The organism is Gloeomargarita sp. SRBZ-1_bins_9, from assembly GCA_039794565.1.
GTDB lineage: Bacteria > Cyanobacteriota > Cyanobacteriia > Gloeomargaritales > Gloeomargaritaceae > Gloeomargarita.
Genome location: JAUQVX010000003.1, coordinates 171251 through 189024, shown reverse-complemented (window position 1 = coordinate 189024; position 17774 = coordinate 171251). Strand labels below are relative to the sequence as shown.

General features: G+C 58.1%; 11 protein-coding genes and 2 pseudogenes. 12 read left to right on the top strand and 1 reads right to left on the bottom strand.

The annotated features are described in order from the left end of the window. The first annotated feature begins 372 nt into the window (after window positions 1-372). The 4 genes from Q6L55_05095 to Q6L55_05080 all read left to right on the top strand — a co-directional run bounded on the left by Q6L55_05095 (window position 373) and on the right by Q6L55_05080 (window position 8252). Window positions 373-5796 carry a hypothetical protein gene (locus tag Q6L55_05095; protein ID MEN9258092.1) on the top strand — a complete coding sequence of 1808 codons (5424 nt, stop codon included), beginning with the start codon at window positions 373-375 and terminating at the stop codon, window positions 5794-5796. 13 nt (window positions 5797-5809) lie between these two features. Next, complete coding sequence (locus Q6L55_05090; GenBank protein MEN9258091.1) at window positions 5810-6517, top strand: prepilin-type N-terminal cleavage/methylation domain-containing protein; 708 nt, start codon at window positions 5810-5812, stop codon at window positions 6515-6517. A 123-nt stretch (window positions 6518-6640) separates the two neighbouring features. Further along, window positions 6641-7645: a hypothetical protein gene (locus Q6L55_05085; GenBank protein MEN9258090.1), complete on the top strand. Its 1005-nt coding sequence runs from the start codon at window positions 6641-6643 to the stop codon at window positions 7643-7645. Between the two features lie 19 nt (window positions 7646-7664). Further along, window positions 7665-8252 carry a prepilin-type N-terminal cleavage/methylation domain-containing protein gene (locus Q6L55_05080; protein ID MEN9258089.1) on the top strand — a complete coding sequence of 196 codons (588 nt, stop codon included), beginning with the start codon at window positions 7665-7667 and terminating at the stop codon, window positions 8250-8252. A gap of 7 nt (window positions 8253-8259) precedes the next feature. Here the strand turns inward: Q6L55_05080 and ilvB are convergent, their stop codons facing one another. Next, a complete protein-coding gene (gene ilvB, locus Q6L55_05075) occupies window positions 8260-10119 on the bottom strand; it encodes a biosynthetic-type acetolactate synthase large subunit (protein MEN9258088.1) in 1860 nt (619 codons plus the stop codon). 219 nt (window positions 10120-10338) lie between these two features. Here ilvB and Q6L55_05070 point away from each other — a divergent pair, with 219 nt between their 5' ends. From Q6L55_05070 to Q6L55_05035, 8 genes and pseudogenes are all read left to right on the top strand, one after another. Then, window positions 10339-11289, top strand: coding sequence for an ABC transporter ATP-binding protein (locus Q6L55_05070; GenBank protein ID MEN9258087.1), 951 nt, complete (start codon window positions 10339-10341; stop codon window positions 11287-11289). Window positions 11290-11333: 44 nt separating this feature from the next. Further along, window positions 11334-12140 carry an ABC transporter permease gene (locus tag Q6L55_05065; protein ID MEN9258086.1) on the top strand — a complete coding sequence of 269 codons (807 nt, stop codon included), beginning with the start codon at window positions 11334-11336 and terminating at the stop codon, window positions 12138-12140. 3 nt (window positions 12141-12143) lie between these two features. After that, window positions 12144-13652, top strand: a complete 1509-nt coding sequence (locus tag Q6L55_05060) for a Gldg family protein (GenBank protein MEN9258085.1) — start codon at window positions 12144-12146, stop codon at window positions 13650-13652. Between the two features lie 173 nt (window positions 13653-13825). Beyond that, a pseudogene (locus Q6L55_05055) lies at window positions 13826-14044 on the top strand (BMC domain-containing protein). Between the two features lie 69 nt (window positions 14045-14113). Then, window positions 14114-14398, top strand: a pseudogene (locus tag Q6L55_05050) (carbon dioxide-concentrating mechanism protein CcmK). Window positions 14399-14555: 157 nt separating this feature from the next. Next, the gene (locus Q6L55_05045) at window positions 14556-14945 is read left to right on the top strand and encodes a response regulator (GenBank protein ID MEN9258084.1); all 390 of its coding nucleotides are present in this window, start codon (window positions 14556-14558) and stop codon (window positions 14943-14945) included. After that, complete coding sequence (locus Q6L55_05040; protein ID MEN9258083.1) at window positions 14938-15453, top strand: chemotaxis protein CheW; 516 nt, start codon at window positions 14938-14940, stop codon at window positions 15451-15453. The genes Q6L55_05045 and Q6L55_05040 overlap by 8 nt, the downstream gene beginning before the upstream one ends. A 116-nt stretch (window positions 15454-15569) precedes the next feature. Beyond that, complete coding sequence (locus Q6L55_05035; GenBank protein ID MEN9258082.1) at window positions 15570-17768, top strand: methyl-accepting chemotaxis protein; 2199 nt, start codon at window positions 15570-15572, stop codon at window positions 17766-17768. Window positions 17769-17774: the final 6 nt, after the last annotated feature.

Sequence of the window (17774 nt, the reverse complement as noted above, 5' to 3'; positions counted from 1 at the left end):
ACAAATCAGCGCCAATGCCCCAATCATTCAGGAATGGGGGAATCTATGCCGACATTGGTCAACTGATGCAGATTCTCAGCCGCAACTACCCCAAAAGTCGCCAAGATAGCGATAATTAACCGTGAGCAGGGCTTCACTTTGTACTGCTTAAAAGAAGTTTATCTTGGATGTGTTAAAGGTTGGGCTGTTTTAGGGAAACTTAAGCTATGGGAACCCTGGCTGTCGCTCTAGCGGCTACCTTGGCAGGCGGGTGATTCCGGTCACAGGCAGGGGTACGGGGATATGTTAGCGGTATAGGTAGCATATCCCCACCAGGGGGAGTCCAAATCCTCCTTAAATAACTAGATCCTCATCCTCTCGGGAGTTAAGGCTATGGCTCGTTCGCAGCAGGTACGGCGGTTACGTTTGCAGCGGGGTGTTCTTGCTTGGTTACTGAGTTGTTACTACCGCAGTCGCCAAAATAGTGGGTTTGTCCTACCGACGGCAACGCTGCTGATTATTGTGGCGTTTTTAGTGATGATGGGTCTGCTGGCGCGGACGGCCAATCGGTTGATTTTGGTGTCTGGGCAGCGGGAGCGGGTCATGATTGAAGGGCCGACGGCGGAATCCCTTGACCGGGCGCGGGCGAAGCTGGAGTATTTGTTTACGCAGGAAAGGGGGCTGCCTACCGACCCCTCTGAGCAAGACTATGAAGATGCTTTAGGACACCGCCGGCGCCGGTCGGATGGAACGGTTGAGGCCCGGCCAGGCAATGACGTTTACACCTTGCCAGATGAAGTTCGATGTGGTGCCCAAACGGGCAATTGTTTAGATGCTCCGGCGGCATTCACTCCCGATAACCTGGCGCCGACGTGGGCCTATCGGGTGGATTTAAACGGTAATGGTCGCACCGATGACCCCAGCGATGGGATAGCAGTTTATAGCATCATTGGGCGGGTATTCCGGGGGTCGAATTCGGCGGTGCCTGTATTAAACCCCGACGGTACGCCTAATAACAGTTACACCCATTTGACCGATCGGCGCGCGCGGGCGGCTAATTTTCTGGTTAACAATGCACCGGCGCAAGCAGAGCGAGCTGATGCCTTCTGTGCCGGCGCGCAAGGGAGCGTGGACGAGCGGGGACGGTTTTTTAGTGGTAGTAGTGCCACGGAATTAAAGAATTTTCAAATTTATGCGGTCACTATTCCCAATCGGTCAGACCCCCAATTGACGGCCAATGCAATGGTTTTGCAGCAGGACCGCCAGTTTGTGGGGGCGAATAAATTCGGGGCCTGGTTTCGGTATGACCTGGAGATATTTCCGGGGCCACAATTTAACTGGAACGGGGCGATGCACACGGAAGGCAGTCTGATCTTGACTTCGGGGGCCGGCTTTGGCAGTTTTCTCATCAGTGCTCCTAACTCCTGTTATTACTTGCCGCCGGCGAACTCGGAAATCTCGGTACGGGGCCTGTTTATGAGTGGTTCTAACCGGGATAACAATAGCAATCCCGGCAATAACACCTTCATTCATCTGCAACCGGCCGGGCGTACACCGCCGACTCACCAGATGCGAGTGGTAGCTACGGGTGCCCATCAGACCCCTAGTGGTCCGGGTGATCCGACGAACCCGGCGACGTTCACCAGCCCAGATGCCGTTCAGGATCGGTTCCAGCCGGTTGATATTTCTATGGATCCCCTGTTTTTGTTGACTGACAATCTGCCGGTGCCGCGGCGGCGGGAAGGGGGCAGCACGAGCTACGACACATACAAAGACAACAATTGGGGTGGGGGTCTGGCGCAACGGATTACGATTGATAAGTGCGAAGTGCCCCCCTACGTGGATGATACCTATCGAGCGGATAACCGCCTGGGTCCTAAGTCTTCCTATGCCCGTGGCAGTTGCAGTGGCGCTGCTCGGTGGCAAGGTCGAGCGGGTGATTTGATTACCACAACGGTTCTGACGGAAGACCCAAACATCCAACATAGCTTGGAGCAGTTGACCCGGAATGTGACCTCGCCGGAGGAACCGGATGAATATGGCCTGGATGGCTATTGGGAACGGCGTGCCCTGGGCCAGGGGATGAAGGTGATCGTGGGTCAGCGCCTGGAGCTGGGGAATGTGAGCGTCTGGGGCGGCTGGCGGACCTACGGCACCCGGGAGGGGCAAAACAATTACCGGCAGTCTGACTGGCAGTCTTGGACAGCCAATCCGTCGAAACGGGGAAGCATTATCAATGAAAATCGAGACGATGACCGTAATGCCTACTTCGGTAGTGGTACCAACCAGCAAAGTCGGCAGATTTTTGGCCTGTTTTTCCGGCCCGATGTGAATATCTCCGTTGTTGGGCGAGAACCCATTTGGTCACCTGGTGCAGCCGATCCCTTGTACCCACCATTATTCTTGAATTTAATCACCTCATCCGCAGGTGATTACAATTGGGGTAACATGCCGCCGAGTAACCAACTGAGTACTAACCGTTTGAACTGGCAGTTACACCGGCGGACCCAGCGGGACAATCTGGCGGCAGTCCAGGCCACGGCGGTGTACCACCACACCAATCCGGGGCCATCGTTGAATGAATCGCTGCCGTTGCTGTGTTTGTCGAGTACGATTCACCCGGGAACTGAGGCTAGCTATTTTAACAGCATCACCTTTGGGGACCCGGTGAGTCCGGCGGACCCGACCTCGGCCTCGGGGCTGACTCGGTATCCCCGCTGGAATGCCAACTTTGTGCGGCCACCCCAGACACAGGCCCTATTTCCGCCAGCAGATTTCTTCACCGGCAGGGGAACGGCGAATGTGGAGTATGGTCGGGCTGGTACGCCTGACAGACCGCCCTTTGAGGTGGGGGATTTTCGGCCCCAGACGGCGCTGATGCAGGCCCTGGAGAATCTGGCGTACTTTGCCGGGGACCCCAACGGGGCCTACCCACCCTTACAGCAGCCACGAGGCCGTACCCAGGTCCATCCTGACCCCATTATGACCATGTGGGGGAATTTCTCGAACCTGCGGCGGACGATTGAAGCCATCAATAGTGGTACGGCTTATGCCGAGCTGTCCCCTGCGGACCAGGCCAATCTCCACACGGCAGGCTGTACATTGGGGATACTGGCCAATAACCTGAGCCATTACCTGAATTTCCCCTTTTATGTGAGCACTCTTAATAGGTCAGTTAATTTGAGTCTGCAGCCCCATTCCCGTATTGAGAAACCCTTTACTCCCCCGGGCGACCCCAATAACCCCCTAGACCCCCGAAAATACCAGGAGGCGGATCCGGTCGATCCCGTCAGTGGCTTACGGCGGGTGGACTTGCAGCGGTTGGCCTATGAGCTGTGGCGACTCCAGGATGGTGTTCATCGGGAACATGAGGGTAACTATGAAATTGGCCAAGGGGTGTTGGGGAATATTCCAACAGTCTGTTCTACTCCCACCCGCAACCTTAACTGCTACAACATCCCGGCGGAGTTTTACATTGCGGCGCTGGCGCAGATTCGGGACAACACACGCTTTGGCAATTTTAGCCGGGATCCCAACTCGCGCTATCAGTACTGGAATCGGCTGGTGTACCTGGCGCGGATGCTGAATATGCGCTTGCAGATTGTGCGGGACCGGACCTATGGGTTCAACGAGTATCTGCCGGGGCAGTGGTTGGGGGGTATCAAGACGGTTGAGCAGAATTCGGGAGACGGTAATGACCCCTTGACCAATGTACGTCACCCCAATAATGAACGCTTGGCGTACCGCCGCCAAACCGAGGAGCAGGAGACCATCGTGGATTTACCCTGTGACCTGAGTCTGGCGGATATCAATTACTTTGGTTACAAATTTGAAGGTCTGGAGCGAAACAATTCAGACCACAAGGGAATCGAACAGGAGATGATTGCCCTGGCGCGGCTATGTCCAACCCAGCCGAAGTACCCATCTTTGTACTATCTGTTCCCGGGGGATTTGAACTCGGATGGGGTTGTGGATAATCGAGATGACCATGGCCATGATGGGACCGCTGGGGATGGGATTGGCCTGCGCAACAGTGACAAACCCTCGCCCTACAATCAGCCCAGCGGTAGTCCTCAAAACCGCAACGAGCGCTTTTCCGAGCCTTATGTCCTGAGCGACTACATCGCCAATGTGAACCGCATGGCTGTTTACAGAGCCTTCCAGGCGACCGGGGGGTTGACCAATTTGGGGACGCCTTCTATTGAAGGGATTCGTCTGGAGGCGCGTACCCGTTTTGATCAGTGGCAACTGCCCAATGAGCCGCTAGTCACTGGGCAACTAGCCAATCATAACAACCTCTACCAACGGGAAACGGACCTGATTATCAGCGATGAGAGTGGTCCAGGCCAAGGGGCACGTCTGTCGGCTTACCGGCTAGGGCTGGCAGAAAAGGCCCTGTACGACGGGCGACAGCTCCAGACAGCACGGGTGATGGACTTTGACCTGGACTTGCTGCGGCGGGTGGATCGTGGGCCCCGTGGCAGTAACGATGCTTGGCTGGCTGTGGGTGTGCCACCGACACCTACGACACCAGCCCGGGCGGGTGGGATCATTTATGCTTTCCGGGAGGATGCGGTGCGGGAGGATGCTATCCTGCGCCCTGCCAACAGCACCTGGACTACCTATTTAACCCAGTGGCAGACGAACTATGCCGATGGGCCAGGATTGGATTTCCGCATGAATTACGATCCGCGTAACCCGTCTGATCCGCCACTGGCCCCCAATGGCATCAGCGGCAAACCGGTGGATTATTACGCCGACCCTGACCGCCGGGTACATGGATTTCGCCTGGTAAACGGGAATGATATTAGTCGTGTGGGGGTACCGCCGGAACGAAATATTTACGGTCTGACCTTTGTGACGGATAATCCCCTGTACATCATGACTCAGTTTGCTCGGGGCCAGAGTGGATTTAATCTCCACATGAATAATGCCGGAGTCTTGATCGAAGAATTCAACACATTGTTGCCCTTCCCTTACAACTTTAACCAGTTCTACGTCAACCGGACCAACCGTAATCTTGCTTTTGCTAAGGCCGACCAAGACACCTGGCGACCCGCTGAGATCCTGGCCGATGCGATTACCCTAATTACTCACAATTTCTGTGACGGGTATCTGGAGCACGGCATTCGCAACGTGACCGACATTGATGGGCAGTTCGGCAATGAATGTACCACCGGTGGGCCGTCCTTCCGGAATACACCTGCAATTACCACAAATCCTTTGCCGAGAAGAGAAGAGTGGGCGCGGGAAAATCCCTATGATTTGGGTTCTCCCATTATTGTGGGCAGTAATGGAACGCACCGCCGCATGGAGAATTCTACTCAGATTTCCATCGGCGTTGATGACTACCAGCCTCTTAGAAATCGAGCGGCTGTGCCGACGCGGGGTACAGACTACGCGGTCAATGCAGTGATTATTAGCGGTCTGGTGCCATCCCGTCGCAACCAGGCCTATGGTGGTCTGCATAATTTCCCCCGCTTCTTGGAAAGTGGCAGCGCCCTAAGGATCCAAGGTTCCTTGATCCAGCTGAACTTCAGTAACTATGCCACGGCCCCCTTTGACTTCGACTCCTTTGAACGGCAACAGGTGCCAATCGCTGAGGAACACATTCCCTACTACGGCCCACCGTCCCGTTTCTGGGGGTATGATCCGGCGCTGCAATATGCCCCAGCCGGTCCGGTGGCCCAGCGGTTTAAGATACTCTCCAATGCCCGCAACGAATATGGGCTGGAGTTGACCGCCCAAGACCCCTATATTTGCCAACTGCGGCGGTTTGTCACCCCTGGTTTGACCTGTCCCCTGTCCTTGCCCTGATGGAGGTACGGCAATGCTACTAGCTAGGCCATTCCAGACACCCAATGATGGATTCAGCTTAATTGAAGTGGTGGTGGCCACCGCCATCATTGGTATAACGGCAGCCCTGATTCCACCTATCGTGACGCTCTCTGTTGCTGCCCGTGCCCAAAACCAACGGGTTGAACAGGCCAACCTGGTGGCCCAAGGGTATATTGACCTCATACGGTTGCGGATGGAACGGGGGTTGGCCGGTAGGACGCTGGCGGAATTTATTAACGACCTAGATCGCTTAGCACCTATCCATGGTGCCGCTTCCCTAGATGCTGTACCCCCGCCTTCGGCCAGTGCGTTACGTAATGCTGATCTCTGCATCCTCGAAGGGGACTTGAGAAGCCCAGACCGTACTCAATTGCGTAGGGCACCCTGCCGTTTGGACATCAACAACGATGGGCGACCGGACTTTGGCATTCAGGCCTTCCGGATTCGGCAACAGACAGCTCCCAATGGCAGACCCTTGGCTTTTCTGTTTGGGGTGCGGGTGTATTCCCGGGCGGTGGTGCAGGGAACCTACACGGGGCCGCTGGGAACGCAACCGGCATCGATTCGCTTGGGGGCATCGGAAAGTCTCAGTAACCCCCTAGCAGTTCAGTATGGGCGGGTTTTCATGCCGGATTCGCCGGATTCGTTGGGGGCCATCTGCCTATCACTGGGCGGTAGTGTTACCCGCTGCAGTCCATAAGGATAGTAGGAGGGGGGATCAGTCATGGGTCAGTGGTTGCTGCGTAGGCTCCGTGCGGGAAGTGATAAACGCTCTCGGGCTTCCAGAGGGTTCACCGTAGCGGAGTTGTTGATTGGGGCGACGGTGGGTGCACTGTTGTTGACGGGCCTGCTTTACATGGTCACGGAAATGATCCGCATCGAACGCACGGAAACGGCCCGGGGCGAAACGGAGCGGGAAATGGCCCAAGCTCTGGACTTCATTGCTTCCGAGCTACGAGAGGCAGTGTTGGTGTATGACCGCAAGTGCTTGGGAGGAACTGGGGAGGGGGGTGGTACGACTTGCCCAGGTCTTCGCCTGCCTCGCAATACGGTGTTGGCCTTCTGGAAGCGGGAAGATTTACCAGATTTGAATCTTTTGAATATAGCGCCCCAAAACTTGGGTGAATATGCAGTTTTGGATTGGTTTGCGCGCAGGTGTAGCAGCGCAGTAAATCAGCAGGTTAGGCAAGATTGTGAACAAGTAGCAAACCTCACCCGCACGCAGTATAAGTTGGTGGTTTATTTGCTGTGTGCCAACCAGTATCGTCCTGGTAATGGAACTAATGATGATTGTCCTTGGGCAGGTGAGGCAAGCGAATCATCACGGGGACCGGCACGCATTGAGCGAGGCCATTTTGCTCAGTACAATTGGGAAGGTCTGAATCAGGATCAGGAAAATCCTCCTAATGTAAAGCAATTTAACCGCTTAGCCGGCCTCGACCCATTGCAGGGACCGACATGGCCAAATACCATTCCAGCTCCAAACCCTAACTCAAGATGGAATAGCCAGGGAGTTCCCAATACAGAGACGGCCACTCTTGTTGCCAATGTGGATTGGCAGAGAACTCGGATAAACATCCCTTGTCCGCCGGGTTACGTTTCTTCAACGGGAATCAACTCGGACACCGGTTTTCCTTCGTTCTATGCCTGTGTGCGGGAGCGGGTTGGGGCGGAAACCGGTTTTGTGCAGGATGTGTACATCTACCTACGGGGCAATGCGGCGGAGCGGGCTGGACTGCGAGAAATTGAGCAGAACACCAACCAATACCGGCCTGCAGTAGAAACCCAGGTGCGCACCCGGGGCACCTACAACCGGCAACCCACATAAAGAAAGGAGGGAAAGGGCTATGCAACGTCTGGCAAAAGATACGGGTTTTACGTTGATAGAAGTCGTGGTTGCCGCTGTCATCATAGGAATTCTGGCAGCGATTGCAGCTCCCAGCTGGCTCAGCATCCTGACCCATCAGCGGCTGTATAACGCGCGCGCCAATGCCCTAGCCAAAATCCGCGAAGCCCAAAGCCAGGCCATCCGCACGGCCCGCTCCTGGGAAGTCTGTTTCCGTGACCGCAACGGTTTTGTGGAGGTTTCCGTCCAGCCAGCCAGTTCGGAACGGGGACGAAATATCAATAACTGCCGGAATCACACCGCTTGGCAACCCCTCATGAATAGCGCTGCCGACGCACGGTTAGTGGCTATTAAGACAAATGAAACTCCTGGCCCCCGAACCAGTCTGGATGGTAATCGCACGAATGGCTATAGTATCCGGTTTGGGTCTAGGGGTGAGCGCATGGGTGGGACTGGGGCAGTTTCTAGCTGGATAGTCTTTACCCCCCGCGATAACCCCCAAGGACCCTACTACTGCGTTTATGCCGAAAGCATCATCGGTCAGTTTCGGGAAGGGAAGATTCCTGCTGGCCAAACCGCATGTCGCTGATTTCAGCCTACAAGCGGTGACCGCAGGCGGGGCAAAAGCGGAATTCATGCTGGATGGGAGCTGCACAGGCAGGGCATTCTGTACGTTGGCGGGGACGTTCCGGTAGGCCAAACATTTGGTCATTGCTCCGGCCCGGCTTCACCATTGGGTAGCAATTTTCCGTGGGGTTGACATGCACATCCATCAACACCGGCCCCGAATGCGCCAGCATTTCTTTAAGCGCCGGCACCAGTTCTTCCCGCCGCCGCACCAGCATCCCCTTGACCCCGTAGGCCCCCGCCAGCTGGACAAAATCCGGCATCCCTGCCTCCATGGCTGAGTGGGCGTAACGCTCCTGGTAAAACGCCTCCTGCCACTGGCGCACCATCCCCTGCCAAAAGTTGTTGATAATCACCGTCTTCACCGGCAGCTTGTATTGCACCAGCGTCCCCAGCTCCTGAATGTTCATCTGGATACTGGCATCGCCGCTGACACAAATCACCTGGGCCTCCGGGAGCGCCACCTGCACCCCAATCGCCGCCGGCAACCCAAACCCCATCGTCCCTAAACCAGAGCTGGAAATCCACCGCCGGGGACCATTGTGGAGAAACTGCGCCGCCCACATCTGGTGCTGGCCCACATCCGTGGTGTAGTAGGCATCGGGCGCCAATTCCCCTAGGGTCACAATCACTTCCTGGGGCGAGAGCCATTCCCCCTCCCTAGGCACCACCAGCGGGTAATCCCTGCGCCAGGCAGCAATCTGGGCTAACCAAGGTTTGGTGCGCTCTGGGTCCGGCGCCGGCCCCTGCTGCAAATACTGCAACCAATCCACCAGCACCTGCCGCACATCCCCCACAATCGGCACATCCGGCGCCCGGTTTTTCCCCACCTCTGCCGGGTCAATGTCCACATGAATTACCTTGGCATGGGGGGCAAACTCCGCCAGCTTGCCTGTCACCCGGTCATCAAACCGCGCCCCCAGGGCAATCAGCAAATCGCACTGACTTACCGCAAAATTGGCATAGGCCGTCCCGTGCATCCCCAACATGCCCACCGACAAAGGATGCCGCTCATCAAAGGCCCCCTTGCCCATCAACGTCGTCGTCACGGGAATCTGGAACCACTCCGCCAATTGCTGGATCTCCCAGTGCGCCCCCGAGATGATTGCCCCTCCTCCTACGTACAACAGCGGTCGCTTGGCCTCCCGCAGCAACTGACTGGCCAGCGCAATCTGGCGTGGGTTGCCTTTAATGGTGGGCCGATACCCCGGTAACTTCACCTGCCCCGGCAACACCGGCACATAGTCAAACTCCTCCTCCCCCACATCCTTAGGAATATCAATCAACACCGGCCCCGGGCGCCCCGTACTGGCAATGTAAAACGCCTCCGCCACAATCCGCGCCATATCTCGGGGGTCTCGCACGACATAAGAATGCTTCACAATCGGCAACGTAATCCCAAAAATATCCGTTTCCTGGAACGCATCGCTCCCAATGGCTGACCGCCGCACCTGTCCCGTAATCACCACCAGGGGAATGGAATCCATATGGGCCGTGGCAATGGCCGTCACCAGGTTAGTCGCCCCCGGTCCCGACGTACCAAAACACACCCCCACTTTCCCCGTCGCCCGTGCATAGCCATCCGCCCCGTGACCCGCCGCCTGCTCGTGCCGCACCAGGATATGCCGCATCTTGCCTTCGGCCTCCCAGCGGTACAGCTCGTCGTACACCGGCAAAATCGCCCCACCCGGATAGCCGAAAATATGGCGCACCCCGTGTCGGTACAAACTGTCAATCAGGGCGTGGGCACCCGTACACCGGCGGGGGGTGGTCTCAACATGATTAGTCGGCGCCGTCGTTGCAGCCGTAGCAGGGGTCTTGGTCGTCAACAAGGCAAGAACGGTGACAAAAACTACAAAATGGTTGTGTTTCCCTAGTGTAACGACCGATTTTCCCCTTGTCTAGGGTGTATAGGGCCGTAGGAGGACCAATTTGTTTAAGAAATTTTAAGGACTCGACTCGCACCAGTTTGGGAACGACGCCAACGGCTCTGGTGATCCGCCCCCGGGCAGGCCATAATAGACCCTGAAGACGTTGCTACCGCACTGATGATTACGGTTGAGCATCTGACCAAGCGCTACGGTTCTACCCTGGCGGTCCAGGACCTGAATTTCAGCGTGGAAAAGGGGGAAATCCTGGGCTTTTTGGGACCAAACGGGGCGGGAAAAACCACCACTATGCGGATGCTCACCGGTTACATGCCCCCCACCAGCGGCACGGCCAAAATTGCCGGCTACGACGTGCTGGAAGACTCCCTGGAGGTGCGGCGGCGGATCGGTTATTTGCCGGAAACCCCCCCCCTGTACCGGGACATGACCGTCGAGGGGTTTTTGCACTTTGTCGCCCGCATCAAGGGAGTCAGCGCCGGCGACCGCCCCAAACGGGTGGATTGGGCCATCCAGCGCTGTGGGTTATCCGAACGACGACACCAGCTCATCCGTAAATTATCCAAGGGGTTTCGCCAGCGGGTCGGTATTGCCCAGGCCATCGTCCATGACCCCCCGGTGATCATCCTGGACGAGCCCACCGTGGGCCTGGACCCCAAACAAATCATCGAAGTGCGCCATTTGATCAAAAGTCTGGCAGGGGACCACACCATCGTCCTGTCCACCCACATCCTGCCGGAGGTCAGCATGACCTGTGACCGGGTGGTGATCATCCAAAAAGGCCAGGTGGTGGCGGTGGACACCATTGACCAGTTGCTCAACCGCTCGGATAACCGTACCCAATACGAACTCCAAGTCAGTGGCGATGTGCAGCCCTTGTTGGCCAGCCTGTCCCAGCGCCCAGAAATCACCGGTGTGCAAACCCAAAGTCAGGGGGATAACCACGTCATCACCGTGAGCACCCAGGGTCCTACCGACATCGGCCCTGAACTGACCGCTTTGGTGGTGCAAGCGGGACTGCGGCTGTATGAGATGCACCGCCGGCGGGCCACCCTGGAGGACGTGTTTTTGCAACTGACCACGGTTGAGGAAACCCCGGAGACGGAGGAATAGTCGCTCACGCAAGCTGTGGTAGGATAGACGCCGGAAGTGGGGGGATGGACGTGCGCACTGCTTGGGCCAATTTCGTTGCCATCTACCGCAAGGAACTGCAGGGGTATTTTGCCACGGCCCTGAATTATGTGATCGCCGGGGTGTTCTGGTTTGTGGCCGGGGTGTTTTATATCATCCTGTTCAATGCGGTCCAGGCCAATGTGGCTGCTCAGGATTTGCAAGGCCAAGCCGGGTTAGCCGCTCCCCCGGTGGATGTACCCGCTGTCATTTTGGAGAACTATCTGGGGGTACTGGGGTCCCTGTCCTTATTTGTGCTGCCGCTGCTTTCTATGAATCTGTTTGCCCAGGAGCGCCAACAGGGAACCTTGGAGTTGCTGGCTACGTCTCCCATCACCACAACTATGGTGGCCATCGGCAAATTGGCGGGCGTGCTGACGTTTTATGTGACGTTGCTGTTGCCCATTCTGTTTTACGAGTGCTTGACCCTGCTGCAGGCAGAACCGCCCTTTTCCCTGGGGTTAATCCTACTGGGGCATGGGGCGCTGGTGTTGCTGGCGGCGGCGATTTTATCTTTGGGGTTGTTTATTTCCGCGACCACGGAGAGTACTCTGCTGGCGGCGGTGGGGACCTTTGGGCTGATTTTGCTGCTGTGGATTTTGCAGGCGGTGGCGGACCGGACAACAGGGTGGTTGGCAGCAGCGTTGCGGCATCTTTCCCTGCTGCAGAACTACACCAGTTTGATCCAGGGGTCCATCAGCAGCACCAGTATTGTGGTGTTGCTTAGCTACGTGATACTGGGGCTGTTTTTGACGGTGCAGTGGGTGGATGGCTTGCGGTTCCAGAGGACCTAGGCGATGCAGGGGCTAGTCAAGTTTGTCCGTAACTATTGGCCGACGTGGTTGGGGGTGGCCCTGGTGACGGCGGGGGTGGTGCTGGTGTTGGTGGGACCGGCCAATCCCCCCTGGGGCGCGGTGGTGCTGGGGATGGGTATTGCCCTGCTGGCCTATGCCCTGTTTCGTTTGCCTGTGTGGGACCGGCGGGCGCTGGAGGTGGGGGGCAATGTCCTGCTGCGGACTTTGGCAGTGCTGGTGATTTTGGGGCTGGTGAATTTTTTGGCCGCCCAGTATCCCCTGAAGGTGGATGTGAGCGCCAACCAGCGCTTTACCCTGGCACCGGAATCCCAGCGGTTGTTGCAAAATCTCGGAGCGCCGGTACGGGTGGTTATTTTTGACCAGCAAATTAACCAAGGGGTGCGGCAGTTGTTGGAGAACTACCAGCGGGCGTCCCGGGGGAAGTTGACCTATGAGGTGGTTGACCCCCGCCGCAACCCGGTCCTGGCCCAACAATTTGGGGTGCAGGGCTTTGGGGAGGTGTATCTGGAAAGCGGCCAGCGCCGGGAACGCCTACGGGAACAGCTGAACGAGCCTAATTTGAGCAATGCCATTTTCCGGTTGACCCAACCCGATCAGGGTAAGGTGGTGTTTATCCAAGGGCATGGGGAACGGTCGTTAGAGCCGGCGGCGCAAGGACAACGGGCGGGTTTTTCCCAAGCGCAACAAGCTTTGCAAGCCCGCAACTTTGAGGTGCAGTCCCTCAACCTGACGGAAACCCCCCAGATTCCCCAGGGCACGAAGGTGGTGGTGGTGGCCGGGCCGCAGCAGCCATTTTTGGCCCCGGAGGTCAAGGCCCTGGAAACCTTCCTGCAACAGGGGGGTGGGTTGTTGCTGCTGCTGGACCCCTTGGGGCCGGAGCGTAACGAACGGGGCCTGGGACCCTTGCTGCAACGGGCTGGGGTGAAACTCGATGGCCGGATCATCGTCTCCCAGACGGAAATTATTCAGGGGGCGGGACGGGGGGTGGCGGTGACCACGCGCTATGCCGACCATCCCATTACCCAGGATTTCGGCCAGAGTCTGGCTTTGTTTCCCATTGCCCAACCGGTGGATGTGGTGGGGGAAGGGGAAAAAAATGGCGTGCCCTTGTTTCTGACTGGGCGGGGCGTCTGGGCCGAAAGCAACACCCAAGAGGAACCCTTTTTTGACCCCCAGCAGGACCGGGAGGGGCCGTTGCCGGTGGGGGTGGCTGTGACCAAGGGCAAAGGACGTCTGGTGGTGATTGGGGATTCGGATTTTGCCGCCGATGGCCTGTTTAACGTACAGCGCAACGGGGATATTTTTCTCAACAGCGTGGCCTGGCTGGCGGGGCAGGATAGTCAACCCTTGTCCATTCGCCCCAAGGACCCCACCAACCGCCGGTTGAACATTTCTGCGCCCCTAGCTACTTCGGTGAGCTTGCTGGCCCTGGTGGGGTTGCCGGGGGGAGCGTTGGTGACGGCGGCAGTGGTCTGGTGGCGGCGACGGTAAGGGGAGTTTATCCCCCTTGACACCAATCCTTATGGTTCTACGGGGGACGATCCTCGGGCTTTGCCGCTAGAGTAGGATTAGCGTGATGGCTCTGGCCTATGACGGTTGCCCCAGCGACCACCACGACCCAACTACAGCTAGCGACTCCGGCGCCGCCCCACCCCTATTACGGCATGGCCTTGGGGTTGGTCTCGGCCCAGAGTTTGCCGGCGCTGGTGGGTATCGCCGATATGATGCTCAAGTCCGCCGGCGTGCATTTGGTGGGTTACGAGAAAACGGGCAGCGGCTATTGTACGGCGGTGGTGCGGGGGGATATTGCCTCGGTACGTTTGGCGGTGCAGGCGGGCATCGAGGCGGCGGAAACCTTTGGCCAGCACGTCTCCAGTTTGATCCTGCCCCGACCGGCGGAGGACCTGGAGCGGGTGTTGCCCATTAGTCCTAGCCTGGCCCTGCTGGCGCGCCTGGGGACCCCGGACCCGGATAACGGTCAAGCGGTGGGTTTACTAGAAACTCGGGGATTTCCGGCTCTGGTGGGAGCCGCTGACGCCATGCTCAAGGCTGCCGATGTGCACCTGGTGGGCTATGACCATACGGGGGCGGGGCTATGTACGGTGATCATCCGGGGGCGACTGGCGGATGTGACGATGGCCATTGACGCCGGGATGGAAACGGCCCAACGGATCGGGGAACTACACGCCATTATGGTGATCCCGCGCCCGCTGGAGGAGCTGGTGCATACCTTGCCCCAAGCGGCAGCAGCGACGCCAACGACCCCGCCCTTGCGGTTACCCCTGGTCGTGCCCCAGCGGGAGACCGTTTGGGTGGATGTGGTAGCCCAGGAGGGTTGAGAAACGGCTCAAACCGTGTAGAATGGGGGCAGGCAAGGGCCCAGGGGACGCACCAATGGCAACCGTCTTGGTGGTGGAAGACCAAAAGACCCAGCGCGAATTGATCGTGACCCTGCTGCGGCAGGAAGGTTTCCAGGTCCTGGAGGCGTCGGATGGGGACGAAGCCCTGGAGATGGTCAGAAGTGGGAAGATTCCCGACCTGGTGGTCATGGACATCGTAATGCCCCGCATGAACGGCTACCAACTGGTGCGGCAACTGCGCAGTGATCCCCAGACCAGCAAGATTCCGGTGTTGATGTGCTCTTCTAAAGGGGAAACCTTTGATAAACACTGGGGATTGAAGCAGGGGGCGGATGCCTATATCGTGAAACCCTTTGAACCCCAGGACCTGATTGGCACCGTGCGGCATCTGTTGCGAGCTTCCCGGGAAACGGCCCATGGTTGAAACGACGGGGGGACCTTGGGAGAGGGACAAGGGCGGCCCAGCCACGGGTATCCAGGGGGAATTGCACCTGCGATTTGTTCTGACCTCGGGGGAGGAGTTTGCCCTGCCGGCGATGGGGGTGCAGGAGGTCGTCGGGATCAGTCCTGACCGGATTAGCCCGGTGCCCAACGTGCCGCCTGTGGTCCTGGGGGTGTACAACTGGCGGGGACAGGTCATCTGGGTAGGGGATTTGAGCCAATTTTTGGGACTACCACCCCTCAACCCTAACCGGCCAGAATTGTCGGTGATCGTGATCGCAGATGGCGGTGTCACCTGTGGGTTGGCGGTGGAACGGGTTATCGGTGCGGAGTTTTTGGATGTGCAATTGCTGCGTCCCCCCCTGAGTGCAGAAGGGCCTTTACAGCGTTTGGTCCGGGGGGAATGGGTGGTGGGTGAAGGAGCAGCCGTGGTGCGTTTACTCCAGCCGAAAACCCTGGTGGACTCCCGCTTATGGCTGGCAGCCACCTAGGTACATCATTGAGGAAAAAAAGCTAACCGAGTAAAATGGGCACTAGCTAGTGTTGCACATTCCCCGCCCCGTTGTCAGGAGCATTGCTTTATCCCCCGGTAGGAGGAGTCAGGGCCATGGCCACCAGTCATTACCTCGATGAGTATGAACGGGCAACCGGTGCCTATATCAGTGGTGACTATGCCGAGGCGGCGCGGATTACGGATGCCCTGCTCGGGGAGTATGACAATGTGCCCAATCTCCATTTGTTGCGGGGTCATATTTACCTGTGTACCCAGAACTATGCCCAGGCCCGGGAGCATTACCAGCGCGTATTGGCCCTGACGGACGACCCGGAACTGGTGGAGTACGCCCGCAATGGGATTCGTGATGTGGAGCAATATCTCAGTCAAGGGGGTACGGCAACTGTTGAGGATGTGACCCATCCCCTCAATGACGAGAGCATTCCCAATCCTTTTGTCGTTAGCGACCTAGAAGGGACAGCGGCGGCGGATGCCCCGACGTGGGTTTTTGATGCGCCGAAGGAGGAAGTGGTGGATGCGCCTAGTGGCAGTCCCGGTAGCGATAGCGACTCTCACCCGCTACCTGACCAGACCCTCATTTTTTCCCGGCCCCAGCCTCCTCTAACGGTGGCAGAGACCGAGACGGAGGCAGAAACGATGCCTTTGCCGCAAACGGAGGTTGACGAAGCTGCAGCCTTTGATACCACGGATACCCTGTTGATGGAGGGGGACCGCCCAGGAGCCACCGCCGCGACGACCACCGATGAACAACCGGGGTTGTTTAGTTTTGGAGTTACGACATCGGCGCCGGAGACGGTTGATGCAACGGATGCCCTGGCGATGCAGACGGATCCGGTCGTGACACGTCCCAGCCTGAGGCCAACGCCAACCCCGGCAGCACCCGCTCCTGCTGCGCCACCAGCGCCTGTGCCCAAGTCGTCACCGGGGTTGCCTTCCTCCCTGGTCACCGGGGCAGTTGTGGCGGCTCTGGCGGGTGGGGCGGCTTTTTTGGTACCCAACAAACCCCTGGGTGCGGCGCTGGCAGCGGTCTTGGGGGGAGGCGCAGCCGCGATACTCGGCGGTGGGGGCAGCAGCATCAGGACTCAGCGGGTACGGCAGTTTTGCGAAGAGTTGCGCTTAAGCTGCGAGGCCATCGGGCGGGGGGAATTTCAGTCGGCCTTGAGCGTGGTGGGCCAGGATGAGTTTACCGAGGCGGCGGTGACCTTTAACCAAATGCTGGCTCAAGTTCAGGAGCGGTTCCAGCAGTTGCAGGAGACTGCTGCGGAGGTGGAACGGTCCCGGGAAGATTTGCAACGGCAGGTGATCCGGTTGTTGGATGATGTGGAGGGAGCGGCCCGGGGGGACCTGACGGTCCAGGCGGAGGTGACGGCTGATATCCTAGGGGCGGTGGCGGACTCGTTTAACCTGATCATCCAAAACATCCGTCAGATTGTGCAGCAGGTGAAGACCTCGGCCTTGCAGGTGGGGCGGGGGGCCATGGACAGTGAATACTTCGCCCGGGAGTTGTCGGCCAATGCCCTGCGGCAAGCCCAGGAGTTGGCCAGTACGTTGAACTCGGTGCAGATGATGACGGATTCGATCCAGCGGGTGGCCGAAAGCGCCCGGGAGGCGGCAGAAGTGGCCCGCAAGGCTTCAGAAACGGCACTGCGGGGTGGGGAGGCGGTGGACCAGACGGTGGCCGGGATTCAGAGCATTCGGGAGTCGGTGGCAGAAACCACCCGCAAAGTAAAACGTCTGGCGGAATCCTCCCAGGAGATTAACAAAATCGTGAACTCCATTGGCCAGATTGCCCAGCGGACGAACTTGTTGGCTCTCAATGCCAGTATTGAGGCGGCCAAGGCGGGGGAAGCGGGTCGGGGGTTTGCTATTGTGGCGGACGAGGTGCGGCAGTTGGCTGACCGGACCAGTCGGGCGTCGAAGGAAATTGAGCAGATTGTGTTGCAAATTCAGAGCGAAACGGGCCTGGTGATGACAGCCATGGAGGAGGGGACCCAGGCGGTGATCCGGGGGACCCGGGTGGCGGAACAGGCCAAGCGCGCTCTAGAGGAAATTATCCAGGTGTCGAAACAGATTGATGAGCTGGTGCAATCCATTACCGCTGACACGGTGCGGCAGACGGAGGTGTCCCGGAACGTCACCCAGGTGATGCAGTCGGTGGAACTCACCGCCCAGGAGACCTCCCAGGAGGCCCAACGGGTGTCGGTGTCGCTACAAAATCTGGTGGAAGTTTCCCGGGGCCTACAGGCTTCCGTAGAACGGTTCCGTTTAGGCACGACTGAACCCCTGACCTAGGAGTTG